This is a genomic window from Sphingomonas metalli (assembly GCF_014641735.1).
GTDB classification, from domain to species: Bacteria; Pseudomonadota; Alphaproteobacteria; order Sphingomonadales; family Sphingomonadaceae; genus Sphingomonas; species Sphingomonas metalli.
The window spans coordinates 318227-334884 of sequence record NZ_BMIH01000004.1; the positions used below are offsets into that span (position 1 = coordinate 318227).

General features: G+C 69.6%; 12 protein-coding genes. 3 read left to right on the forward strand and 9 right to left on the reverse strand.

Annotation, left to right across the window (positions count from 1 at the left end):
• The first annotated feature begins 7 nt into the window (after positions 1-7).
• On the forward strand, positions 8-607 hold the full coding sequence (locus IEX18_RS15845) for a hypothetical protein (protein WP_188659932.1): 600 nt from the start codon (positions 8-10) through the stop codon (positions 605-607).
• A gap of 34 nt (positions 608-641) precedes the next feature.
• On the opposite strand, the gene IEX18_RS15850 is transcribed toward IEX18_RS15845, so the two are convergent.
• Entirely contained in the window at positions 642-1187 is a 546-nt protein-coding gene (locus IEX18_RS15850; protein ID WP_188659934.1) for a hypothetical protein, read from the reverse strand.
• Between the two features lie 242 nt (positions 1188-1429).
• Here IEX18_RS15850 and IEX18_RS15855 point away from each other — a divergent pair, with 242 nt between their 5' ends.
• A complete protein-coding gene (locus IEX18_RS15855; RefSeq protein ID WP_188659937.1) occupies positions 1430-1747 on the forward strand; it encodes a helix-turn-helix domain-containing protein in 318 nt (105 codons plus the stop codon).
• Here the strand turns inward: IEX18_RS15855 and IEX18_RS15860 are convergent.
• From IEX18_RS15860 to IEX18_RS15885, 6 genes are all read right to left on the reverse strand, one after another.
• On the reverse strand, positions 1722-2261 hold the full coding sequence (locus IEX18_RS15860) for a hypothetical protein (protein ID WP_188659940.1): 540 nt from the start codon (positions 2259-2261) through the stop codon (positions 1722-1724). The genes IEX18_RS15855 and IEX18_RS15860 overlap by 26 nt on opposite strands.
• The gene (locus IEX18_RS15865) at positions 2258-3715 is read right to left on the reverse strand and encodes a TM0106 family RecB-like putative nuclease (protein ID WP_188659943.1); all 1458 of its coding nucleotides are present in this window, start codon (positions 3713-3715) and stop codon (positions 2258-2260) included. The genes IEX18_RS15860 and IEX18_RS15865 overlap by 4 nt, the downstream gene beginning before the upstream one ends.
• A gap of 28 nt (positions 3716-3743) precedes the next feature.
• Positions 3744-4385 (reverse strand): ATP-binding protein, encoded by a 642-nt coding sequence (locus IEX18_RS15870; RefSeq protein ID WP_188659946.1) that lies wholly within the window; start codon positions 4383-4385, stop codon positions 3744-3746.
• 192 nt (positions 4386-4577) lie between these two features.
• Positions 4578-5756 carry a UvrD-helicase domain-containing protein gene (locus IEX18_RS15875; protein WP_188659947.1) on the reverse strand — a complete coding sequence of 393 codons (1179 nt, stop codon included), beginning with the start codon at positions 5754-5756 and terminating at the stop codon, positions 4578-4580.
• Entirely contained in the window at positions 5753-7387 is a 1635-nt protein-coding gene (locus IEX18_RS15880; RefSeq protein WP_188659950.1) for an ATP-dependent nuclease, read from the reverse strand. Before IEX18_RS15880 ends, IEX18_RS15875 begins: the two co-directional genes overlap by 4 nt.
• Before the next feature lie 96 nt (positions 7388-7483).
• Positions 7484-8479, reverse strand: coding sequence for a hypothetical protein (locus tag IEX18_RS15885; protein ID WP_188659953.1), 996 nt, complete (start codon positions 8477-8479; stop codon positions 7484-7486).
• An 86-nt stretch (positions 8480-8565) separates the two neighbouring features.
• Between IEX18_RS15885 and IEX18_RS15890 the strand changes: the two genes are divergently transcribed.
• Positions 8566-9186, forward strand: a complete 621-nt coding sequence (locus tag IEX18_RS15890; protein WP_229664632.1) for a thermonuclease family protein — start codon at positions 8566-8568, stop codon at positions 9184-9186.
• 3 nt (positions 9187-9189) lie between these two features.
• Here IEX18_RS15890 and IEX18_RS15895 read toward each other — a convergent pair whose 3' ends face one another.
• Together IEX18_RS15895 and IEX18_RS15900 are read right to left on the reverse strand one after the other, a co-directional pair.
• Complete coding sequence (locus tag IEX18_RS15895) at positions 9190-10488, reverse strand: hypothetical protein (RefSeq protein ID WP_188659959.1); 1299 nt, start codon at positions 10486-10488, stop codon at positions 9190-9192.
• 14 nt (positions 10489-10502) lie between these two features.
• Positions 10503-16595 carry an AAA domain-containing protein gene (locus tag IEX18_RS15900; protein WP_229664633.1) on the reverse strand — a complete coding sequence of 2031 codons (6093 nt, stop codon included), beginning with the start codon at positions 16593-16595 and terminating at the stop codon, positions 10503-10505.
• Between the last annotated feature and the right edge of the window lie 63 nt (positions 16596-16658).

The window sequence follows — 16658 nt, forward strand, 5'->3', positions numbered from 1 at the left end:
CCTACCCTTGACCACGGTCATGGAAGGGGTGCGGGTGCTCGGTTTCAGTTTCGGTGAGGTCGAGGGGATCGTGCGGGCGATGCACGACGTTGCCGACGAGGCGGGCGCGATCGGCTCGCGCTTCCGCTACTTCCAGCGGCTACGCTTCCCCGAGGGCGCCAACACCGGTCGCGGCGTTCCCGCCACCTACGGCCTTGACCAGCTGATGCAGGTGCTTGTTGCGTTCGAGCTGAGCGAGGCCGGCATGTCGCCGACGAGGATCGTCCGCACCCTGCGCACGAACTGGGCTCGCCTGCGCCCCGTGATGAGACAGGGTTGGGCCGCCGGGCGCGGCATGGCCGAGTGGCGCGAACGCGAGGTGCTGGTGCTGGAGCCGGCCGCGCTTACCGACGCGTCGCGCGCGGAGGACGCCTACGTTTCGGTCGAGAACCCGTTGGTCCCCATGCCCGCCTTCGCCCTGAACGGCTGGGCGCAGGGCCGCGACGGTCCGCCCCGGTTGCTGGTCATCGATCCCGGCCGGCTGGTGTCGGAGCTGCGCAGGGCCTTTCCGATCGTCACCGCCCTGACGGCCGAGGATCTCGACGAGGCCTTCGAATCGTATCGCTGAGGACCGCGCTACCGGTGGCGCAGGCCTGCCGAGCTCAGGCCGCCGCGCGCCTGTGCGCGGCGAGCCGGGCTTCCCTAATGCGCGCCTCGGTGTCTGCCCGATCCACGTCGGTGACGAGCGCGTCGAGGGCGCGGCGGTACTCCGCGTATGCGGCCTTGCGCCCCCCTAGCGTGTTCTCGAGGTTGTCCCACACCGGCAGGAGCAGCGTGGCCGGATAGTCGACGCGGATGCCGGCCTGATCGGCGAGCGCGAGAGTCAGCTCCAGCAGCGGGGCGCCCGGCGCGACCTGGGCCTTGCCGGCCAGCGCGTCGGCGTCGGTCTGCGGCGACATGATGGCCGCTAGGTGCTCAGCGAGGCGCTGCGCCAGGAGCGATCGCGGCCGCGCCATGCGCGCCGCCATGCGGAGATCGGTCTGCTCGGCTGCCGACCGGATGGCCTCGGCCCACTCCACGATCTGCGCGGGTTTTGGCCGGTTGGGATCGAGCACCCGCGCTATCCAGTGCGCGGAAGTGAGGAAAGAGGCGCCCTGGGAGATCGTGGCGGCGTCGACGGTGGTGTCGTGTCGGCGTCCTTCAAGCATGCCGCGGGTCTACCTCGGAAGGGTTTATGATCCGTGACCTCCGCCGATCGACCGTCCGGGAGCGGGGTCCACTTCTCGCGCCGCCAGCACCCCCCAAGGCAATGTCGCGCCGGCTTGATCGCCTTCCTCGATCTCTCCCCCCGGTCGCCTCCCGCAGGGCTCACGATTGGCAGATTCCTAGGCGTCGGCCCTAAAGAGAGATGTCACTTCGCGATCAGGCCAGTTCAGCCTAGAACGCCGACATGGCGAACGGAGCAAGGACCAGTAGCGCGAAGGGTGATCCGACGGAGGTCACCGCCGAAGACGCGCGCCGCGCCCTCCAGGCGGCGGTCGGGGATCGCGTCCGTGCCGTCCGAGCCGAGCGGGGCATCGGCCAAGCCGAGTGCGCCCGGGGCGCCGGCATAGACACGAGCAGCATGTTCCGCATCGAGAAGGGCGGTCAGAACCTCACCGTCGAGACCCTTGCCCGACTGGCACTCTCCCTCGGCGTCGGCATGGACGAGCTGGTCGCCGGGGTCGAGCCCGACCCCGCGATCATCGAGCCGAGGTCGCGGGGCTGAGTGGTCGATCCGCCGAGGCGAGCGCCTCGGCGAGATCGACGCGCGGCACGTTAAAGCGGATGGTGATGCCGTATTCCTCGTGTTCGACGTCGCCAACCGTGAAGCCGCGCAGCGGCAGCATCCGCAGATCGACGATCTCGGCTAGCGACCGGCCCGCCATCGCGATCGCCAACGTCGCCGGGATCGCTCGCCGGATGTGGAGGTAGGAACTGCGGCGGTCGCCGGATATGCCCACGCCCCGGCCGAGGCTGCCGCTCAGCACCAGCGTGTCGCGCACCAGCTGCAGCCGGAGCGCCATGCGCCGACACGACAGCATCCGCGCCACGCGGACGTGATAGCCGGGCGGCTGCCCGAAGACGGCTCCGGCGGCGGACGTCCGGATCCCCCGGGCTATCGCGCGCGCCGACGCCTCGCGGAGGTCGAGCAGGCCCGATGCGCACGCCTCGCGCGCCAGCGACGATACGCTGCGGACCTGGGGGCATTCGAGGAGCCAGTCGCGGACCGAGCGAGTCACGCTGCGGGCCGCTGGAAACCGGCGATATGGCCCGTCGCCTCCAGCTCGCGCAGGGCGGCACGGACGCGCGCACCGGCGCGCACGTCGTCGCGGTTGTAGGCGACGATGCGCTCGCGCAGTCCCGCCTCCCCGGCGACGTGGCGGTCATACCACTCGATGCTGGCGGCGCCCCCCGGATCCTTGTCCTCCCAGGCGAAGCCGCACGCCTTGGCGATGGCCTTGATCCCGTAGCTGCTGAGGGGCCAGTCGGTTTGCGCGGCGACCGTGGCGTATAGGTCGGTGCACCGTTCGCTCGCGAAGATCGCCTCGATCTCCGCGGCGTCGCAGACCTCGGGATGGCGGCGCTGGAGGTCGCGGTAGGCGGTGCGCTCGTATGCGGAATAGTGGAACCACTGCGCGTCGCGGTGCTGGCGGAAGTGCCCGATCGCCTGGGCGAAGGCCCTGCGTTCGCCGCGTTCATCCGGCGTCTCTGCGAAAAAGTAGACGAAGCCCGGCTCCGCACTCTCCCGCTCGTGCCAAAAGCCGTGCAGGTATACGATGCCCCGCATTGGGTCCGCCTCGACGTCGAAGTCGACCTCGTGCTCCGCAGCGGGGATCTTGAGCGGCGCGCGCGCGACGGGGCCGGCGGAGGGGTCGGCGAGCAGCCGCGCGCGCTCGGCGAAGCGGCGCAGTCGGTCCACGCCCACGCCCGGCAGCGCGCGCAGCTGCGCGGGGTCGGCGGCGGCCAACCCCGCGACGGTGTCGGCGATGGAGGAGATCGGCGCCCTGATCGCCCGGCCCAAGCCCGGGATCAGGGTGAGGTCGTCGGTGGCGGCGAGTTCGGCGCGGCAGTGGCTCCGCCACTCGCACATGCCGCAGCGGGCCGACAGCGCGGGCGCCGTGTCCCCCGCTCCGTCGAGCACCTCGCGCGCCCGCGTAAGCAGCGAGGCGTGCAGGTCGCCGCCGGTGCCGAGGTTTCGCCCGAGCGGGATGGAGAGGTCGTAGGTCACGGCGGCGCCGGTGCGGTCGACAATGCCGCACGTGTCCGCGGGTCCGGCGCCGATCTCGCCTAGGATTCGTGCGTAGTGCGCGACCTGCACGAGGTATTCGCGCTTGTACCTGCCGGTCGCGCTCTCCAGAGCCGCCCCCGACTTTACGTCGAACGCCACGTGGCCCGCGCCGCTGGCCGTGAGCAGGTCCGGCATCCCGATCTTGTCGCCAGAGCGGATGACGGCGCCCAGGATCGTCGGCGCGCCCGCGGCCATTGCTCGCGAGGTCTCCCGCTCGCGCAGGTCGCGGTCGTCGCCCCGGAGGTCAACTACCGATCCGCGCAGCCGGCCGAGGATCGCGTCCTCGTGCGCCAAGCCGTCCCGCCAGAGCATGCGGACGAAGGGCGACACGGGGTCGCGGCGGGCGTCGCCGCCGTGAGCGTCGAGCGCCACCTTGCGCTCGCAGAGCAGCAGGTCGCGGAGCATCGCGCCCGAGACGGAGGGACGTCCCATCTCAGGCGTTGCCGGCCGGCCTTGCGATGGCGACCGCCGCGATCGTCGGCATCTCGACCGATACGCGCGCCGAACCGCCTGGCGTGACGGTGCGCCGCACTCGGCCGCCCAGCGCGTCGGCCAGGTCGTCGACGATCCCGCGGCCCTGACCGCCCGGGCGGTCCCAGCCGTGGCATTCCCCGTCGTCCTCGACGAGAAGGACCATGCTGTCGCCCTTGTCCCGCACGCCAACGGTGATCGAGCCGCGACCGTGCTCGAAGGCGTGCCTGATCGAGTTGGAGACGAGCTCCACGGCAATCATCAGCAGCGGACGGGTCACGCGGGCGTCGGCGAGTACCGGGTCGACGGCGATGTGGAGCTGCACGTTTCCCATCGCGCCCGCAGCGCGAACGGCCGCGCCGCAGGCCAGCTCGAGCACGTAGCCGATGTCGACGAGCGCGGCAGGCGGGCTGCCGAGCGCGCGGTGCAGCTCGGCGGCGCCCGTCAGCTGTGACATGGCGACGTCCAGCGGGCCGGGACCGGCCCGGCGGCTGAGATGGACGGCGGCGATCGCCTGCTGGATCATGTTGGCGGACCGGTGAGCGATCTCCCTCGCGTAGATGGCGTGGACGCAGCGTTCGTCCGTTCTGGTGGCTTCAGGCATGACGGCTCCTTTCGCGAAACTATATATGCACATGTGCATATGCATTGCAAGTCCTGTGTAAATCGTCTGTGCTTGCAGGTGTCTGAGGCCACTTCCAGCGTGCGACGCGCGTGTACATCGGCAGCCCGGTCGAGGCGGTCGAGGGCTTAATCACGACCCGGACCGCCGCCGCCGCCATGCTGCGCACGGCGCTCACCTGCCGCCCGTAGGTCCAGCCATCGTCGCTTCGGCGCCACGCTCGTATAGGCTGAAGCCCTCCGGCAGGCGCCCGTCTCCCCAGTCCATCGCCACTGCGACGCTCAACCGCGCGCGCGTCAGCGCCACGTAGAACCTAGCGCGTGTCTGAGGCTTCAGCGCTGCGCCGGGGTCCGCGATCCAAAGCCGCATCGGCTCGGTGGGCAGGACTACGACATTATCGAAGCCGCGGCCCTTCGACTCACCGAAGTTCATGCTTGGCGAATTGGGGTCGACCCCAGGGCTGGTGACCTTGTCCCGGAGCTGCATGGGCCGGACCCGATCGAGATAGTGCGAGTAGTCGTCCTTCCGGAGGATGAGGACCGTCGCGGATCCGACGTTCTTGCGGCAACCGACGCATTCGCAGGCGCGAGTGGCGGAGAGCGAGGGATATAGGCGGGAAGAGACCTCGCATATCACCGAGCTGTTGCGGTGCGACCGGTTCAAGGTCGTCTCGTCTATCTCGACATGCACCTTCCTCGGTAATTCGTTGCGAAGGAAGGCCACGATGCCCCCGTCCGCATACTTCTTCAGGCGCTTCTCGTGATGCGTGAGGTAGGTCACCTGGCGTGGGTCGCCCACCATGAGCAGCCGCGCGCGACTGCGGGCGAGCGCCGCGAGGATGTCGAGGTCGCACCCGGCCAGGTCCTGTACCTCGTCCACCAGGATATGCTGGAAGACCCGCGCGATGCGGTCGACCACGGCACCACCGCTCGCGTCATTGCAACGGATCACCAGCTTGGCGAGCTTGTCGGAATAGACGCGGCCCGCCGGATCGAAGAAGTGCCTCCCGGTATCCTGCTCGGGCCAAGGCACTCCGATGCCCATCCTGTTCTTGTAGCGGATCCCTGATGCGGCCTGAACCAGCACCATGCCGCGCACCGGGAATTGGAAGACGCCTCCTTGGAAAGGCATCACCCCATGCGAGATGAGGAAGCTGAACCAGGTCATGATGGTTACGTTGGCCGGCACATGACCCACAAGGTCAAAGAACCTCTGCCGGATCTCGGCTTCGTTCGACTCCGTGTAGGTAGTGATTAAGACCTTCGCGTCGACGATCCTGCATGCCTCTTCGACGAGATAGGTGGTCTTGCCCGATCCAGCGGCGGCGATGACGATCCTGTTGTCGCCAATCACGGCGCGATCGCCCTCTTGATGTAGTCCGGATACTCGATCTTCCTGTCTGACCCGAAGATCGCCAAGGCGCACTCCGTCTTGTTCGCGCGCATGTGAAGGCGCAGCTGATCATCCGTCTCCGCAGACGTTCCCAGCACCTCGTTCAGCACCGATCGGCTGTTGGCGTTGAGGATCTGAGGTTCGAGCGTGTTGTAGTTGAACGGCTTGCCCTTGACCTCGAGAGGGCCGGTCTCCACGTCCGGGTCGTAGCAGACCCGCACCGTCGGCGAGCCGTCGTAAGCCGCATACTTCCTCTTCACCGCTTCCGCGTCCCCATCGTTGTCGGTCACGACGACGACGGGGATCTTGAGCGCCTCCGCGAGCTCGAGGAAGCGGAGGAACGCGGTGCCGACGGAAATCACGTCCGTGCCGTTCTGTATCGGCAGACGTCCGTCGTGGGCGTCCATGTAGGCGCGCTGGACCACGAGCTCGTCGGAATCCCCCTCGACGAGGATCGCCCTCGACGCGAGCGCCAGACGCAAGGTGTCGTATCCGGCCAGCTTCCTGAAGAAGTCGCTGGACTTCAGTTCGGAGATCCTCACGACCTCACCGCCGCGCAGGACGATCAGGTGGTCGAGACCGAGCTTGTTCGCGACGAAGCTGCTGTGCGTGGAGATGATGATCTGCTTCTGACCATGCTGCTGGGTGAGGTCCGCGATCAACTCGTTCAGGCGCGAATGGGACAGGTGGTTCTCCGGTTCCTCCAGCAGGATCGCCGTCGCCTCCGCGTTCTTCTTCGCGCTCAGCGCGAGCTTGGTCTTGATGACGCACTGCTCGCCCTTCCCGATATACTGGAACGGGATGAGGTCGATATAGGTCATCAGGCTACTCTCCCAGGCGGTCTGGGATGAGAGGTCGACGGAGATGCTGACCGCCTTCTGGCTGATCTTGGCGGCGTGGGTGATACGCTCGTTTATCAGCTTCAGGTTGGGGTCTGCGACGAAGGCCTCCTTCAGCTTCCTGTGGGCCTGGGAGATCGCCGCCCGCTCCTTCTCCTCTAGCACGTCGCGGATAATGCGGGACACATAGACGTCGGAGCCGTTCTGCATCCGGGTGCTGGAGGAGTCGATCAGAGCCGACTTGATCGGTATGTTGCGCGCGGTGATGCCCTTGCGCGCGAACGAGCGCATCGTCGTGGTGTAGTATTCCACGGGGATCGAGCGCAGCGCCCCCGCCTTGACCAACTCCTCATATGGTCCCCGGAAGTTGTCCTCGTCGAATTCGATCCGGTAGACGACGCCGCTGCATCTCGCTTTTTCCGAATTGCCGTCGCCCTCGAGCTCCGCCAGCTCGCTGGTCGATCCCGAGAAGAACAGCTCGATGGTGATCGCCGGCGGCTGCAGAGGGGAAGCCGTCTCCAGGCTCTGAAGATACTTGGTCTGCGTGGAGAGGTTGAAAAGGTAGCTCGTCAGATCGTTCTTGAGCGGACGACCATGCAGAAGGCCGGTGAGGGCGAGGTAGACCGCCTCCAGGATAGTGGTCTTGCCCGACTCGTTCGTGCCGACGATCACGTTCAACCCCTCGTTGAAGTTGAGCGTGAATGTCTCCTCGTAGCACTTGAAGTTGGTGATCTTGACCTTGGCAATCTTCATGTGACGCCCCCCGAAAACGACCGCCGCCTTCCCGAGGGCGGCGCGGCTTTCCGCAACGCTCCCGACAAGGCTCAGGTATGACGAAGCGGATGCACCTCAGCTCGCCTCGAGATCGATCCCGAACGCGGCCGCGTTGATGGCGCGGAAGCCGTCCCGCCGGCTCCAGCTCATGTGGCCGCCGAGGCGCTCCACCAGCGCGAAGGCGTCGGTGCGCGCGAGGTTCACCGTCCTCAGCGCCTGCTCGCTGACCCGCACGTGCAGCACAGGAGCCCCCTCGATGTGGCCGGTCGCCGCGTCCAGCAGGTCGGTCAGCATGAGTACCTCGACCTCGTCCAGGGGCAGGGTCGCGAGGAACTCGATCGCTACGCGCAAGGCCGCCGAGCAGATGGCGTCGCGGTGCATCTCCAATCGCTTGCCGATGGCCAAGGCCTTGAACGAAGCCTTGCCGGACTTCAGCAGCGTGACCGTCTCCTCGGGCATGTCCTCGAGATCCAGGCCGTCGACGACCGCGATGACGCGGTCGTCCAGGAACATCGTATCAATGCCCTCGACCGAGAAGGGCAGCCTGCCGAGGCCGCTATGCTCCTCGAGCGCCGCCACCATCGCGTCCGGGTCCCGCTCCACCACTCTGCGGGCTGTGGCCGCAAGCGCGTTGCGAGCGGCAGCCGCCTCCACCGCACGAGCGTGAGCTTCGTCGTCGCGGAGCCGCGACGATTCCACGTCATCGGCGAGTGCGGCCACGACCCGCTCGCCGCGCCTCAGCATCTTGTCGAGAAATCCGGGGACGTAGGCCTCAAGTCTGGCTCGCGCCGCCTCCTCATGCGCATGCCCGCGTGGGGGTGACGGTTCATCAGGGGCAGTGGCGATCGTGAGCCAATCGCGCCTGCCGAAGGTCACCCGGTGCGCGCCGGTGAGCGCCTCCACAATCTCGTCGTATTCGGCGGCTGCCTGCGCCGACGCGTCCAGCATAGCCTCGCGATGCAAAGCGTTCTGCCGCGCGATCCGCTGGCGCTCGGCCTGCTTGGCCGCGCGGTCCATGGCGCGCATCGTGCGCACCATCCCTCGCGCGAACTGCCGCGAAGTGACCATCATCCCCCCTGGACTTCCGTTCCCCTCCGGGCACTTATACGGAATTGGGCCTCGGCGGCCAGAGGGGGGCGCACTTGTCCTGGTTAACGTTGGCGCTCGCGGCGCAAGCCGCATTCTCCGGACCCGCGGCGGTCGTGGACGGCGACACGCTACGCGTCGGCAGCGAGCGCGTCCGCCTGTTCGGGGTCGACGCGCCGGAGCTGTCACAGATATGCGATGCGGAGGGAGCCAAGGTGGCCTGCGGCCGACGCGCCGCGCAGTGGCTGAGGTCGCGCGTCCAGGGCCACACGTTGCAGTGCTCCGCGGTGGACAAGGACAGATACGGTCGCCTGGTCGCCCGCTGCAGGATCGGAGGCGTCGATCTCGGGCAGTCCATCGTCGAGTCCGGCTGGGCAACCGCCTACCGCAAATACTCACTGCAATACGTCGATGCTGAGGCGCGCGCCCGGGCGGCGCGGAGGGGCATCTGGGCGCTCGGCTTCGAGCGGCCCGACGCCTACAGGCGAGCCCGTATCGCGAATAGCGCGCCGCAGGTGCCCCCCGACGCCAGATGCCTGGTCAAGGGCAACGTGAGCTCGAAGGGTGTGCGCATCTTCCATCTCCCAGGCTCGCGCGACTACCCCGCAGTGCGGATCAACGCTGGAAAGGGCGAGCGCTGGTTCTGCAGCGCGGCCGAGGCGACGGCCGCCGGCTGGCGCCCAGCACGATGACGGTCAGCGGAGGGTCCGCTCCCTTCGCGCAGGCGCATCCGCCGCAGAGGCGACGCCCTCCGATCGCTCGACCGCGATCCGCTTGAGCGGCGTCGCGCCGACGGGGAGCGCGCGGTCGATCACGAGCCCACCACCCGCCGCCGCGAGCGCGTCCTGAAGCGTCGATACGTCGCCGCACCAGATCGTCTCTGCGTCACGATCGCGGCCGGGGTCTGGCCCGACACCACTCGCCTCGAACGCGACCGGGCGCATCTGCATGCGTTCGGCACCCGCGACCGCGCTGATCTCGACTCCGTAGTCGGGCCGCGCTGCGCTCCGAAGCACCAGGCGCCCGTCATCCGCCAGCGACGTCGACATGCCCTCGGTGACCTCGTAGCCCAGGCTCGAAAGACCCTCGAGCACCGCTGCACGGCGCGCGGCCGCGGCCCGCCCTGCGCGGAGGGCTTCGACGGCGGCCTGCTGCGATGCGATCGCCGCCTCGAGCGCTGACGCATCCATGTGTTCAAGGTCGGCATCCGCCGCGGCTCCCCCTGCGGCCACCAGCTCCGCGCGCACGAGCAGCAGGTCGGATCGGAGCGATGCGCGTCGGCGCGCGTCGGTGAGACTTCGCCCCGTCTCGACCTCCAGACCCTCGAGCAGCAATCTCCGGCGGGCAGGCGCGGCCGAGGCCACCTCGTCGAGCCGCGCGCGCTGGCCCGCCGTGTCCACGCCGGCGATCGCATCGAGCTCGTCGAGCCTCGCCGCGATCCGCTCGACCGCCGCGTCGACGGGAGCCGCCGGCTGCGCAGCGAGCCAGTCCGCGAAGGACGCCGCCGGCGCACCGTCCTTCAGACTGGCAGCGAGACCGGTGGCAGCAGGTGACGCAGCCGAGGCGTCCGCGAGGATCGCAAAGCCTGCGGCGAGCGCCTGCGGGTCGCCGCGCTCAAGAGCGGCGGCCAGGCTCGGCTCCAGAGGTGCGCCCAGCTCCCCCAACCGCCGCAGGAGGGTCGCCGCCGCCTCACGGCCGCGCCGCTCCTTCGAACGGGCCGCCGCCTGCTCGGCGGCGACGGCCGCGAGCCTGCGCTGCATGTCGGCGCGCAGGAACTCCTCTTCGACCGGCGCCTGCTTCTGCAGGTCCATGAAGCGGTCAGCCCTGATCAGCGCCGCCAGCGCATCGCGGCGGCGGTTGGCCGTTGTCACCGCTTCCTCGTCGATGCAGTCGTTCCTCCGCCCGACGCGGACCCATTCGGCGAGCGCCGCGTCGACGCGGGCCAGATGGCCCTGGCAGATCTCCAGGATCTCCTCGCGCGTAACGATCCTCACGACCTTCGGTCCGCTCACGCCAGCACCCCCATCGCCGATATCACCGCCCTGCGGAGCCGCTCACGCTCGTGCTCCGGCTCATGGAACCAGCGGTGCGAGGATACGCGGTGGATGCGCGGGATCGAGCGTCGCAGCACGTCGGGCCGCCACATCTCGCGGGCACGCGCACTCTCGAGCAGCGGATGCCGGGGCGCGTCGCACTCGATGCCGATGCCGTAGAGACCTGTCCGAGGGTCCTCGATCGCGAAGTCCAGGCCGAACGCCCCGTCGTCCCCGACGGAGGCGGGCTCCCAGCCCAGCGAACGGATCTCCTCCGCCACCGCCGCCTCGAGGCCGTCACCCCCGGCTTCGCGCGAACGCTGACGGCGCTGCTCGGGCGTCAGACGCGAGAGCAGCGCCTCGGCGGCATCCAGGTCACCATCCGAGAGAGCGCGAGCATACTCGAAATAGGCCTGGAGGAAGTCGCGCGGGCTGGCCGCCTGGCGTCTGGTGGAGAGCAGGTCCGAGATCAGCGGGATCGGCATGGACGTGACGAGCACCACCTTCTGGCGCGCGCGGGTGACCGCCACGTTCAGGCGCCGCTCGCCGCCGGTCTGTCCCAGCACGCCGAACGACCGCCGGAACGTGCCTTGGGCGTTGCGGCCGAAGGTCGAGGAGAACACGATTACGTCGCGCTCGTCGCCCTGGACGTTCTCCACGTTCTTGACGAACAGGCCCATGTCCTCGCCGCCCTCGACGCGCTCCCGCTCCCGGGCAAGCGCCGTGCGGAAGGCCGGATCGCCCTCCGCGCGGTCCTCCAGCACCTCCTCGATGAGGTCCGCCTGCTTACGGTTGAAAGTGACGACGCCGATGGTGGGCGGGGTGCTCCCTGCGCTCGTCCAGATGTCCCGGAGCACGTCAGCGACGCGCTCTGCCTCATCAGGGTTGGTCTGGTCGACGTAGGTGCCGTCGACGCGGATCATCTCCACCGGGCGCTTGCGCCGGATCTCGTCGGCCGGATGGCGCGCCGGCACGCTCAGGCGGTTCACGTAGAAGGAGGCGTTCGAGAACTGGATGAGCTCCCGGTAGGCCGACCTGTAGTGGATCTGCAGCGTCGTCGACGGCAGCACGGTCTTGGCCAGCTGCAGCAGGTCGGGGCAGTCCTTGATCTCGCGCCGGTTCCACGTCTCCTCGACCGCCTCGCGCTCCTCCTCCGGCATGTCCTCTGCCGCCTGGCCCTCGAAGACCTCGGCCTCGTCGCTCTCGACGCGGCTGGAGAAGAACGCGGTCGGCGGCATCTGCTTCTCGTCGCCGCTCACGATCATCGCGCCGCTGCGGTAGAGCGTCGGCAGCGCATACTCGACCGGCATCTGCGAGGCCTCGTCGAAGATCACCGTGTCGAACAGCGCCTTGCGCAGGGGCAGGAGCCGGCTGGCGACGTCCGGGTTCACGAGCCAGACCGGTCGTAGCCGCATCAGGCCGAGGTCCGCACCGCGCTCCACGAACTCGCGCAGCCTGCGCGCACGCACGCCGCGCAGCCGCGTTATGTCCTCCCACTCGCGGAACGGCCTCAGACGGCTGGCGTCGAGACCGTCGACAAGCAGGCGGCGGTTGAGACCGCGCATCTCCCGGTCTGCCGTCTTCAACGAGGCCGCCTTTGCCTCGAGCTCGTCGGCCTCCAGCATGAGTGTGGGATTGGCGGCCTCCATCCGCGCCTTCCAGGCAAGCCGCGCCTCTATGCCCATGATGCGCCGGACGGTCGGCTCGAGCTCGACGCGGGGCAGCTCCTCGAGCCTGTCACGGATCCTCGCGAGCTGGCCGAAGACGGCCATCGCGTCGTCTCCGAGCTGCGGAACCCGTGCGCGGAAGCGCTGGTATGCAACGACGTGCGGCAGCTCCTCTAGAAGGGGCACCGCGGCCGCCGCCCCAGGGACGTTCGCCGCGATGGCGGCCTCACGGCCCTCCAACCAACCGCCCTCCATCCAGGGCTGCATCCGCGCCAGCGCGGCGCGCGAGGCCATGCGGGCGGCGTGCCGCGCAAGGCCCTGGTCGATGCCCTCAATCAGGTCCTCGACAGCGCCACGGGTGGCGGCGCGCGCCATGGCCGTCGCGATGCGCGGCTCAGGGTAAGACTCGACTCGCGCCACGAGCGCCTCCGCGGCGGCGAGCTCCGCCTTGATCGCCCGCGCGTGGGCCAGCAGCTCGGGGATCCGGAGCGACGGGAGCTGACCGGCCGGCTCCCCGACCTCGGCGGTCACCCCGACGAGCCGGGAGCGCAGGGGGCGCAATGCGGTCTCGCGGTGAAGCGCGGCGCCGAACGCCCACCGGTCGGTGAGACCTTCCCGCTTCATCAGCCCGCGGCGGCGCCATGCAGCCAGCCATCGGCCCGGTGAGAGCCTCTCGATCAACGTCGGGCGCCTGAGGAGGCGGTCCGAGACCGCGAGCCATTCCTCCAGATCCGCGTCGTCCATCGCGCGCGCGACCTCGACCGCGTCCGCTGGCGCGTCGTCCGCCGGCAGGGCGAGCATCGCGCGTTCAAGTTCCGCAAGCTCGGTCTGCGCCGCCGTCTTTCCCGGCTGGCGACCGGCGGCGCCCGCGAAGCGCTCCAGCCAGCGCGCGAGACGCTCCCTCTGCCCCTCGTCCAGGTCGAGCAGCGTCCTGCCGTTCGCGATCGACCAGGCGCGGTATGGCTCGGGTTCCTCGATCGCCAGCGCGTCCGGCGTCCGCTCCAGCACCTCCCCGCGCGACGTCTCGGCGACGTGGAAGGCGCGCAGGTCGTCCCCGAAGGTCTCGCCGCTGCCGTCGTCCGTGCCGAATGGCCTGGTCTCGGCCAACGGACTGCCCTCCCAGCGTGCCGGCAGCCAGAGCCGGGCAGTTGGGGCGCAGACCTCCTGCAGGACCGCCAGCCTGCCCGGATCGAGTGGGGCAAGCGTCTGGCGCAGCGATGGCAGAGCAGGGGTCGCGCGCTCGCGGGCGAGGCCGATCAGGTCGCCGAGGACGAGCCGATACGAGAGGCCCGTCTGCTCGTCGACTGCGTGGAGCGCCCGGTGCTGACCGTCCAGGTCGCGCTCTAGCGACTCGATGCGGGCCGCCGTCTGCTCGCGCTGCTGGCGCCAACCCGACGCGCCGTGCGGACGCTGGAAGAGGTCCTCGAGCTGCTCGCGGACGGCCCTGATCACGGGCTCCCGGTCCTTGTTGACGTCGTTGACCATCACGATGCGGTCGCCGAGGCCAGCGGCCTCGAGCCGCTTGTGCACGACCTCGAGCGCCGCCTGCTTCTGACAGACGACCAGCAGGCTCCGGCCAGTGCCGATCGCGTCGGCGACCATGTTGACGATCGTCTGACTCTTGCCGGTTCCGGGCGGTCCTTCGACGAGCAGACCCCGGCCGCCCCTCGCCTCGAGAACCGCGGCCTCCTGCGAAGGATCGCTGTCGGTTGTGAAGTAGCGCTCCCGCTCGGCGACGTGGGGCACCTCGGCCCGGTGAATCTCCTCGCCGACCCGGAATGCGGTCTCGAGGCTGCTCCCGGCCGGCGGCATGGCCTTCAGCTGGCGCAGGTCCTCCATGACGGCCTGGCCCATGAAGCCGAGGTGGAACAACGCCGCCGAGCAGAAGACCCGGTCCTCACCAGCCGCGACCCGCAGGTCCTTGGACGGCAGCGGCGCGAGCGTTCGCCCCGTCGCTTCGGCCAGCTCGCCGAAGGCCTCCACGACCTCGGTCGCGGTCGCGGAAGAGCGTCCGAGGACCTCGTCGGCGACTTCCCGCCAGCGCCGCGCCGCGTCGATGCCGAGAAGGGTCTCGAACGCCGGATTGAGTCGGACCTCCTCCCTGTCCCTGTCGAACGCAAGCGTGACCCGGCCGCGCGAACCCGTCTCGGGATGGAGTTTCACCGGCCAGAGCAGGACCGGCGCGATGCGCGGCCGCGTCGATCGGTTGGCCTCCTGCATCACCAGGAAGGGGAAACCTAGATACAGACCGTCGATGCCGGTATCGCGGCGATAGAGGGTGGCGTGAGAGTGCAGCGTGCGAAGCCGCCGCTCCACGCGTGCGTCCTCGGCGAACGCGTGCGGATCGATGTCAATGACCTGCTCGTTTCGCAACAGCACGTGGTCCAGGAGCGACGCGGCGGTCCGGCGCGGACTGTCGAGCTCGGCGAGGTCTACGCGCGCGGTCGTCTTGCCGACGATGAGCCTGGTCAGCGGCCCCCGCATGATCGCGCCGGTGATGCGACGTGCGTAGAAGTCGAGCAGCGTGGCGACGTAGGCCTGGCGTGGCGGCTGCCGCCACTCGTCCGGCGGCACGGCCAGCAGTGCCAGCGCTCGGGCGAGCGGCAGGCGCCGCTCGAGCCGGAACTGGTCACCCCACTCGTCGATGCGGTCACGACCGCATCTGGCGAAGCCCTCGAGGCGTGCCTCGATCTGGGTGTGGAGCTCGCGCCGCGGCATGGCGGTCCGGGCCAGGGCCGCTTCGCGATCGAACGCGTCGACCCCAGCGCGGCGCGCAGCGTCCTCGGCCTCTTCGACGATCGCGTCGGCGGCGCGGAACTGCGTCGCTGCCGCGCTCAGGAGGAGGATCAGGTCCTCCTCCTCAGTCACGCGCCGCTCGACGATGGCCAGTAGACCCGGGTGGTCCGTATCCGGCAGGACCCGGCGGCGCTCGTCCCACACCGCCGCCAGTCGGCTGCGGGACGTGGAAAGGGCCGTGACGCGCAGCTGCGCCTCGTCGAGCTCGACGTCGAGCTGCCGCGCCCGCTCGCGGACGCGTGCCCCGCGGCGCTTGAGACGGGCGAGCCAAACCTCGTCGTCGTCACGCTCCAGCCGATCGGGCACCGGGCCGGTGACCAGAGCGTAACCCTCCTCGAGGTGGTCGAGAAGCCAGCCCGGCGTGACGATCTCGCCGCGCACCACGAGCGGCATCGAGGGATTGAGCGCCTTCAGGGCCAGCGCGAGCCGCATGTCCTCCGAAACGCCCTCGAGCGCGACGATCGAGCGGACCTCCGTCCGCAGCCCGGCATGCTGGCCGGATTCCTCCAGCCAAGTGGCGACCTCGCCGCCAAGCAGCATCGCGCGTGCCTCGTCCCACGCGCCAGCCTCGGCAGCCGCCAGTGCAAAGCGCTCCGGACTCGCATGCCGCACGCCAGCCAGCCGGATCGAGCGCCTGCCCTCGTGTTCGCCCACCTGACGGACCGCCGGCGGTGCTTCGGGGACCTCGCCGGCGAGCCACCGCTGGACCTCGCCCCACTGCCAGCGGGAGTGGCGGTCGAGCGAGAGCAACCCCCGCAAAAGTGCGTCCACCGGCGGCGCGAGACCCTCCGGTATGGGCGCACCGTTGGTCAGCACCGTTATCAGGAACGTCTGGTCGTCCGCACCGGCGAAGCACTCGCCCCGAGTGACCTGCTCGAGGATGAGCATCCCGAGGCTCCACCAGTCGCTGGCGGCAGCGACGCCGCCGGCCACGGCCTCGGGCGCGGTGTAGCGGGTGATCTCGAGCGGGGAGACGACGTCGAGGTCGTATTCCGAAAGACGCGCCGAGCCGAACCCGCCGAGGACGAGGTCCAGCGGCTCGCGCTGACGGACGAGGATGGCGCCCGGCCGCAGATCACGGTGGCGCAGCCCGCACTCGCCCAGGGCTGCCAACGCGCCCCCGACCTCGCGAAGGATGCTCGACATCGTCGCATGATCGTCGGCCAGCAGGCCCAGGTCGGCGAAGGTGCCGCCGCGGACGTCCTCCGACACCTCGTAGGCCCGGTCCTCCCAGCGCCCCGTCTCGAAGATCTCCGGGACGTGATCGCGGTCCAGCGCGCGGAGCGCGTCGTAGACCTCGGTGTCCGGCTCGCTCCCGTTCGCATAGAGAGTGAGCACCGCCTCGCGTCCGTCCTCCTCGTGGACGACCTCGTAGCGCTCGCGCACCTGGCTGGTGGTCGGCAGGCGCCGGATCAGGCGCCAGCCCGCGACCACGGTCTCGGACACCCCGTCCGCGGTCGCATCCGCGCCTCCACCCGCGTCGGCAGGTTCGAAAGCCGGCGCATCGATCTGCTCGGGGGAGCCGGCTCCCTCACCACCCTCTGCGATGTCACCGCCGCATTCGGGGCACATGATGTCGCCGGCATCCACGGTGTGGCCGTTCACGCAGCGGGGCGCGGAGCTCGCGGCAGGCGCGGCGGGCGCGACCGTTTCCGGGCGCCAGCCCTC

What these genes read in the sequence shown, in the direction of transcription:
- IEX18_RS15850 (WP_188659934.1), bottom strand. Translation starts at nt 1,187, where the DNA reads ATGCTTGAAGGACGCCGACACGACACCACCGTCGACGCCGCCACGATC.
- IEX18_RS15855 (WP_188659937.1), top strand. Translation starts at nt 1,430, where the DNA reads ATGGCGAACGGAGCAAGGACCAGTAGCGCGAAGGGTGATCCGACGGAG.
- IEX18_RS15865 (WP_188659943.1), bottom strand. Translation starts at nt 3,715, where the DNA reads ATGCTCCGCGACCTGCTGCTCTGCGAGCGCAAGGTGGCGCTCGACGCT.
- IEX18_RS15870 (WP_188659946.1), bottom strand. Translation starts at nt 4,385, where the DNA reads ATGCCTGAAGCCACCAGAACGGACGAACGCTGCGTCCACGCCATCTAC.
- IEX18_RS15880 (WP_188659950.1), bottom strand. Translation starts at nt 7,387, where the DNA reads ATGAAGATTGCCAAGGTCAAGATCACCAACTTCAAGTGCTACGAGGAG.
- IEX18_RS15885 (WP_188659953.1), bottom strand. Translation starts at nt 8,479, where the DNA reads ATGATGGTCACTTCGCGGCAGTTCGCGCGAGGGATGGTGCGCACGATG.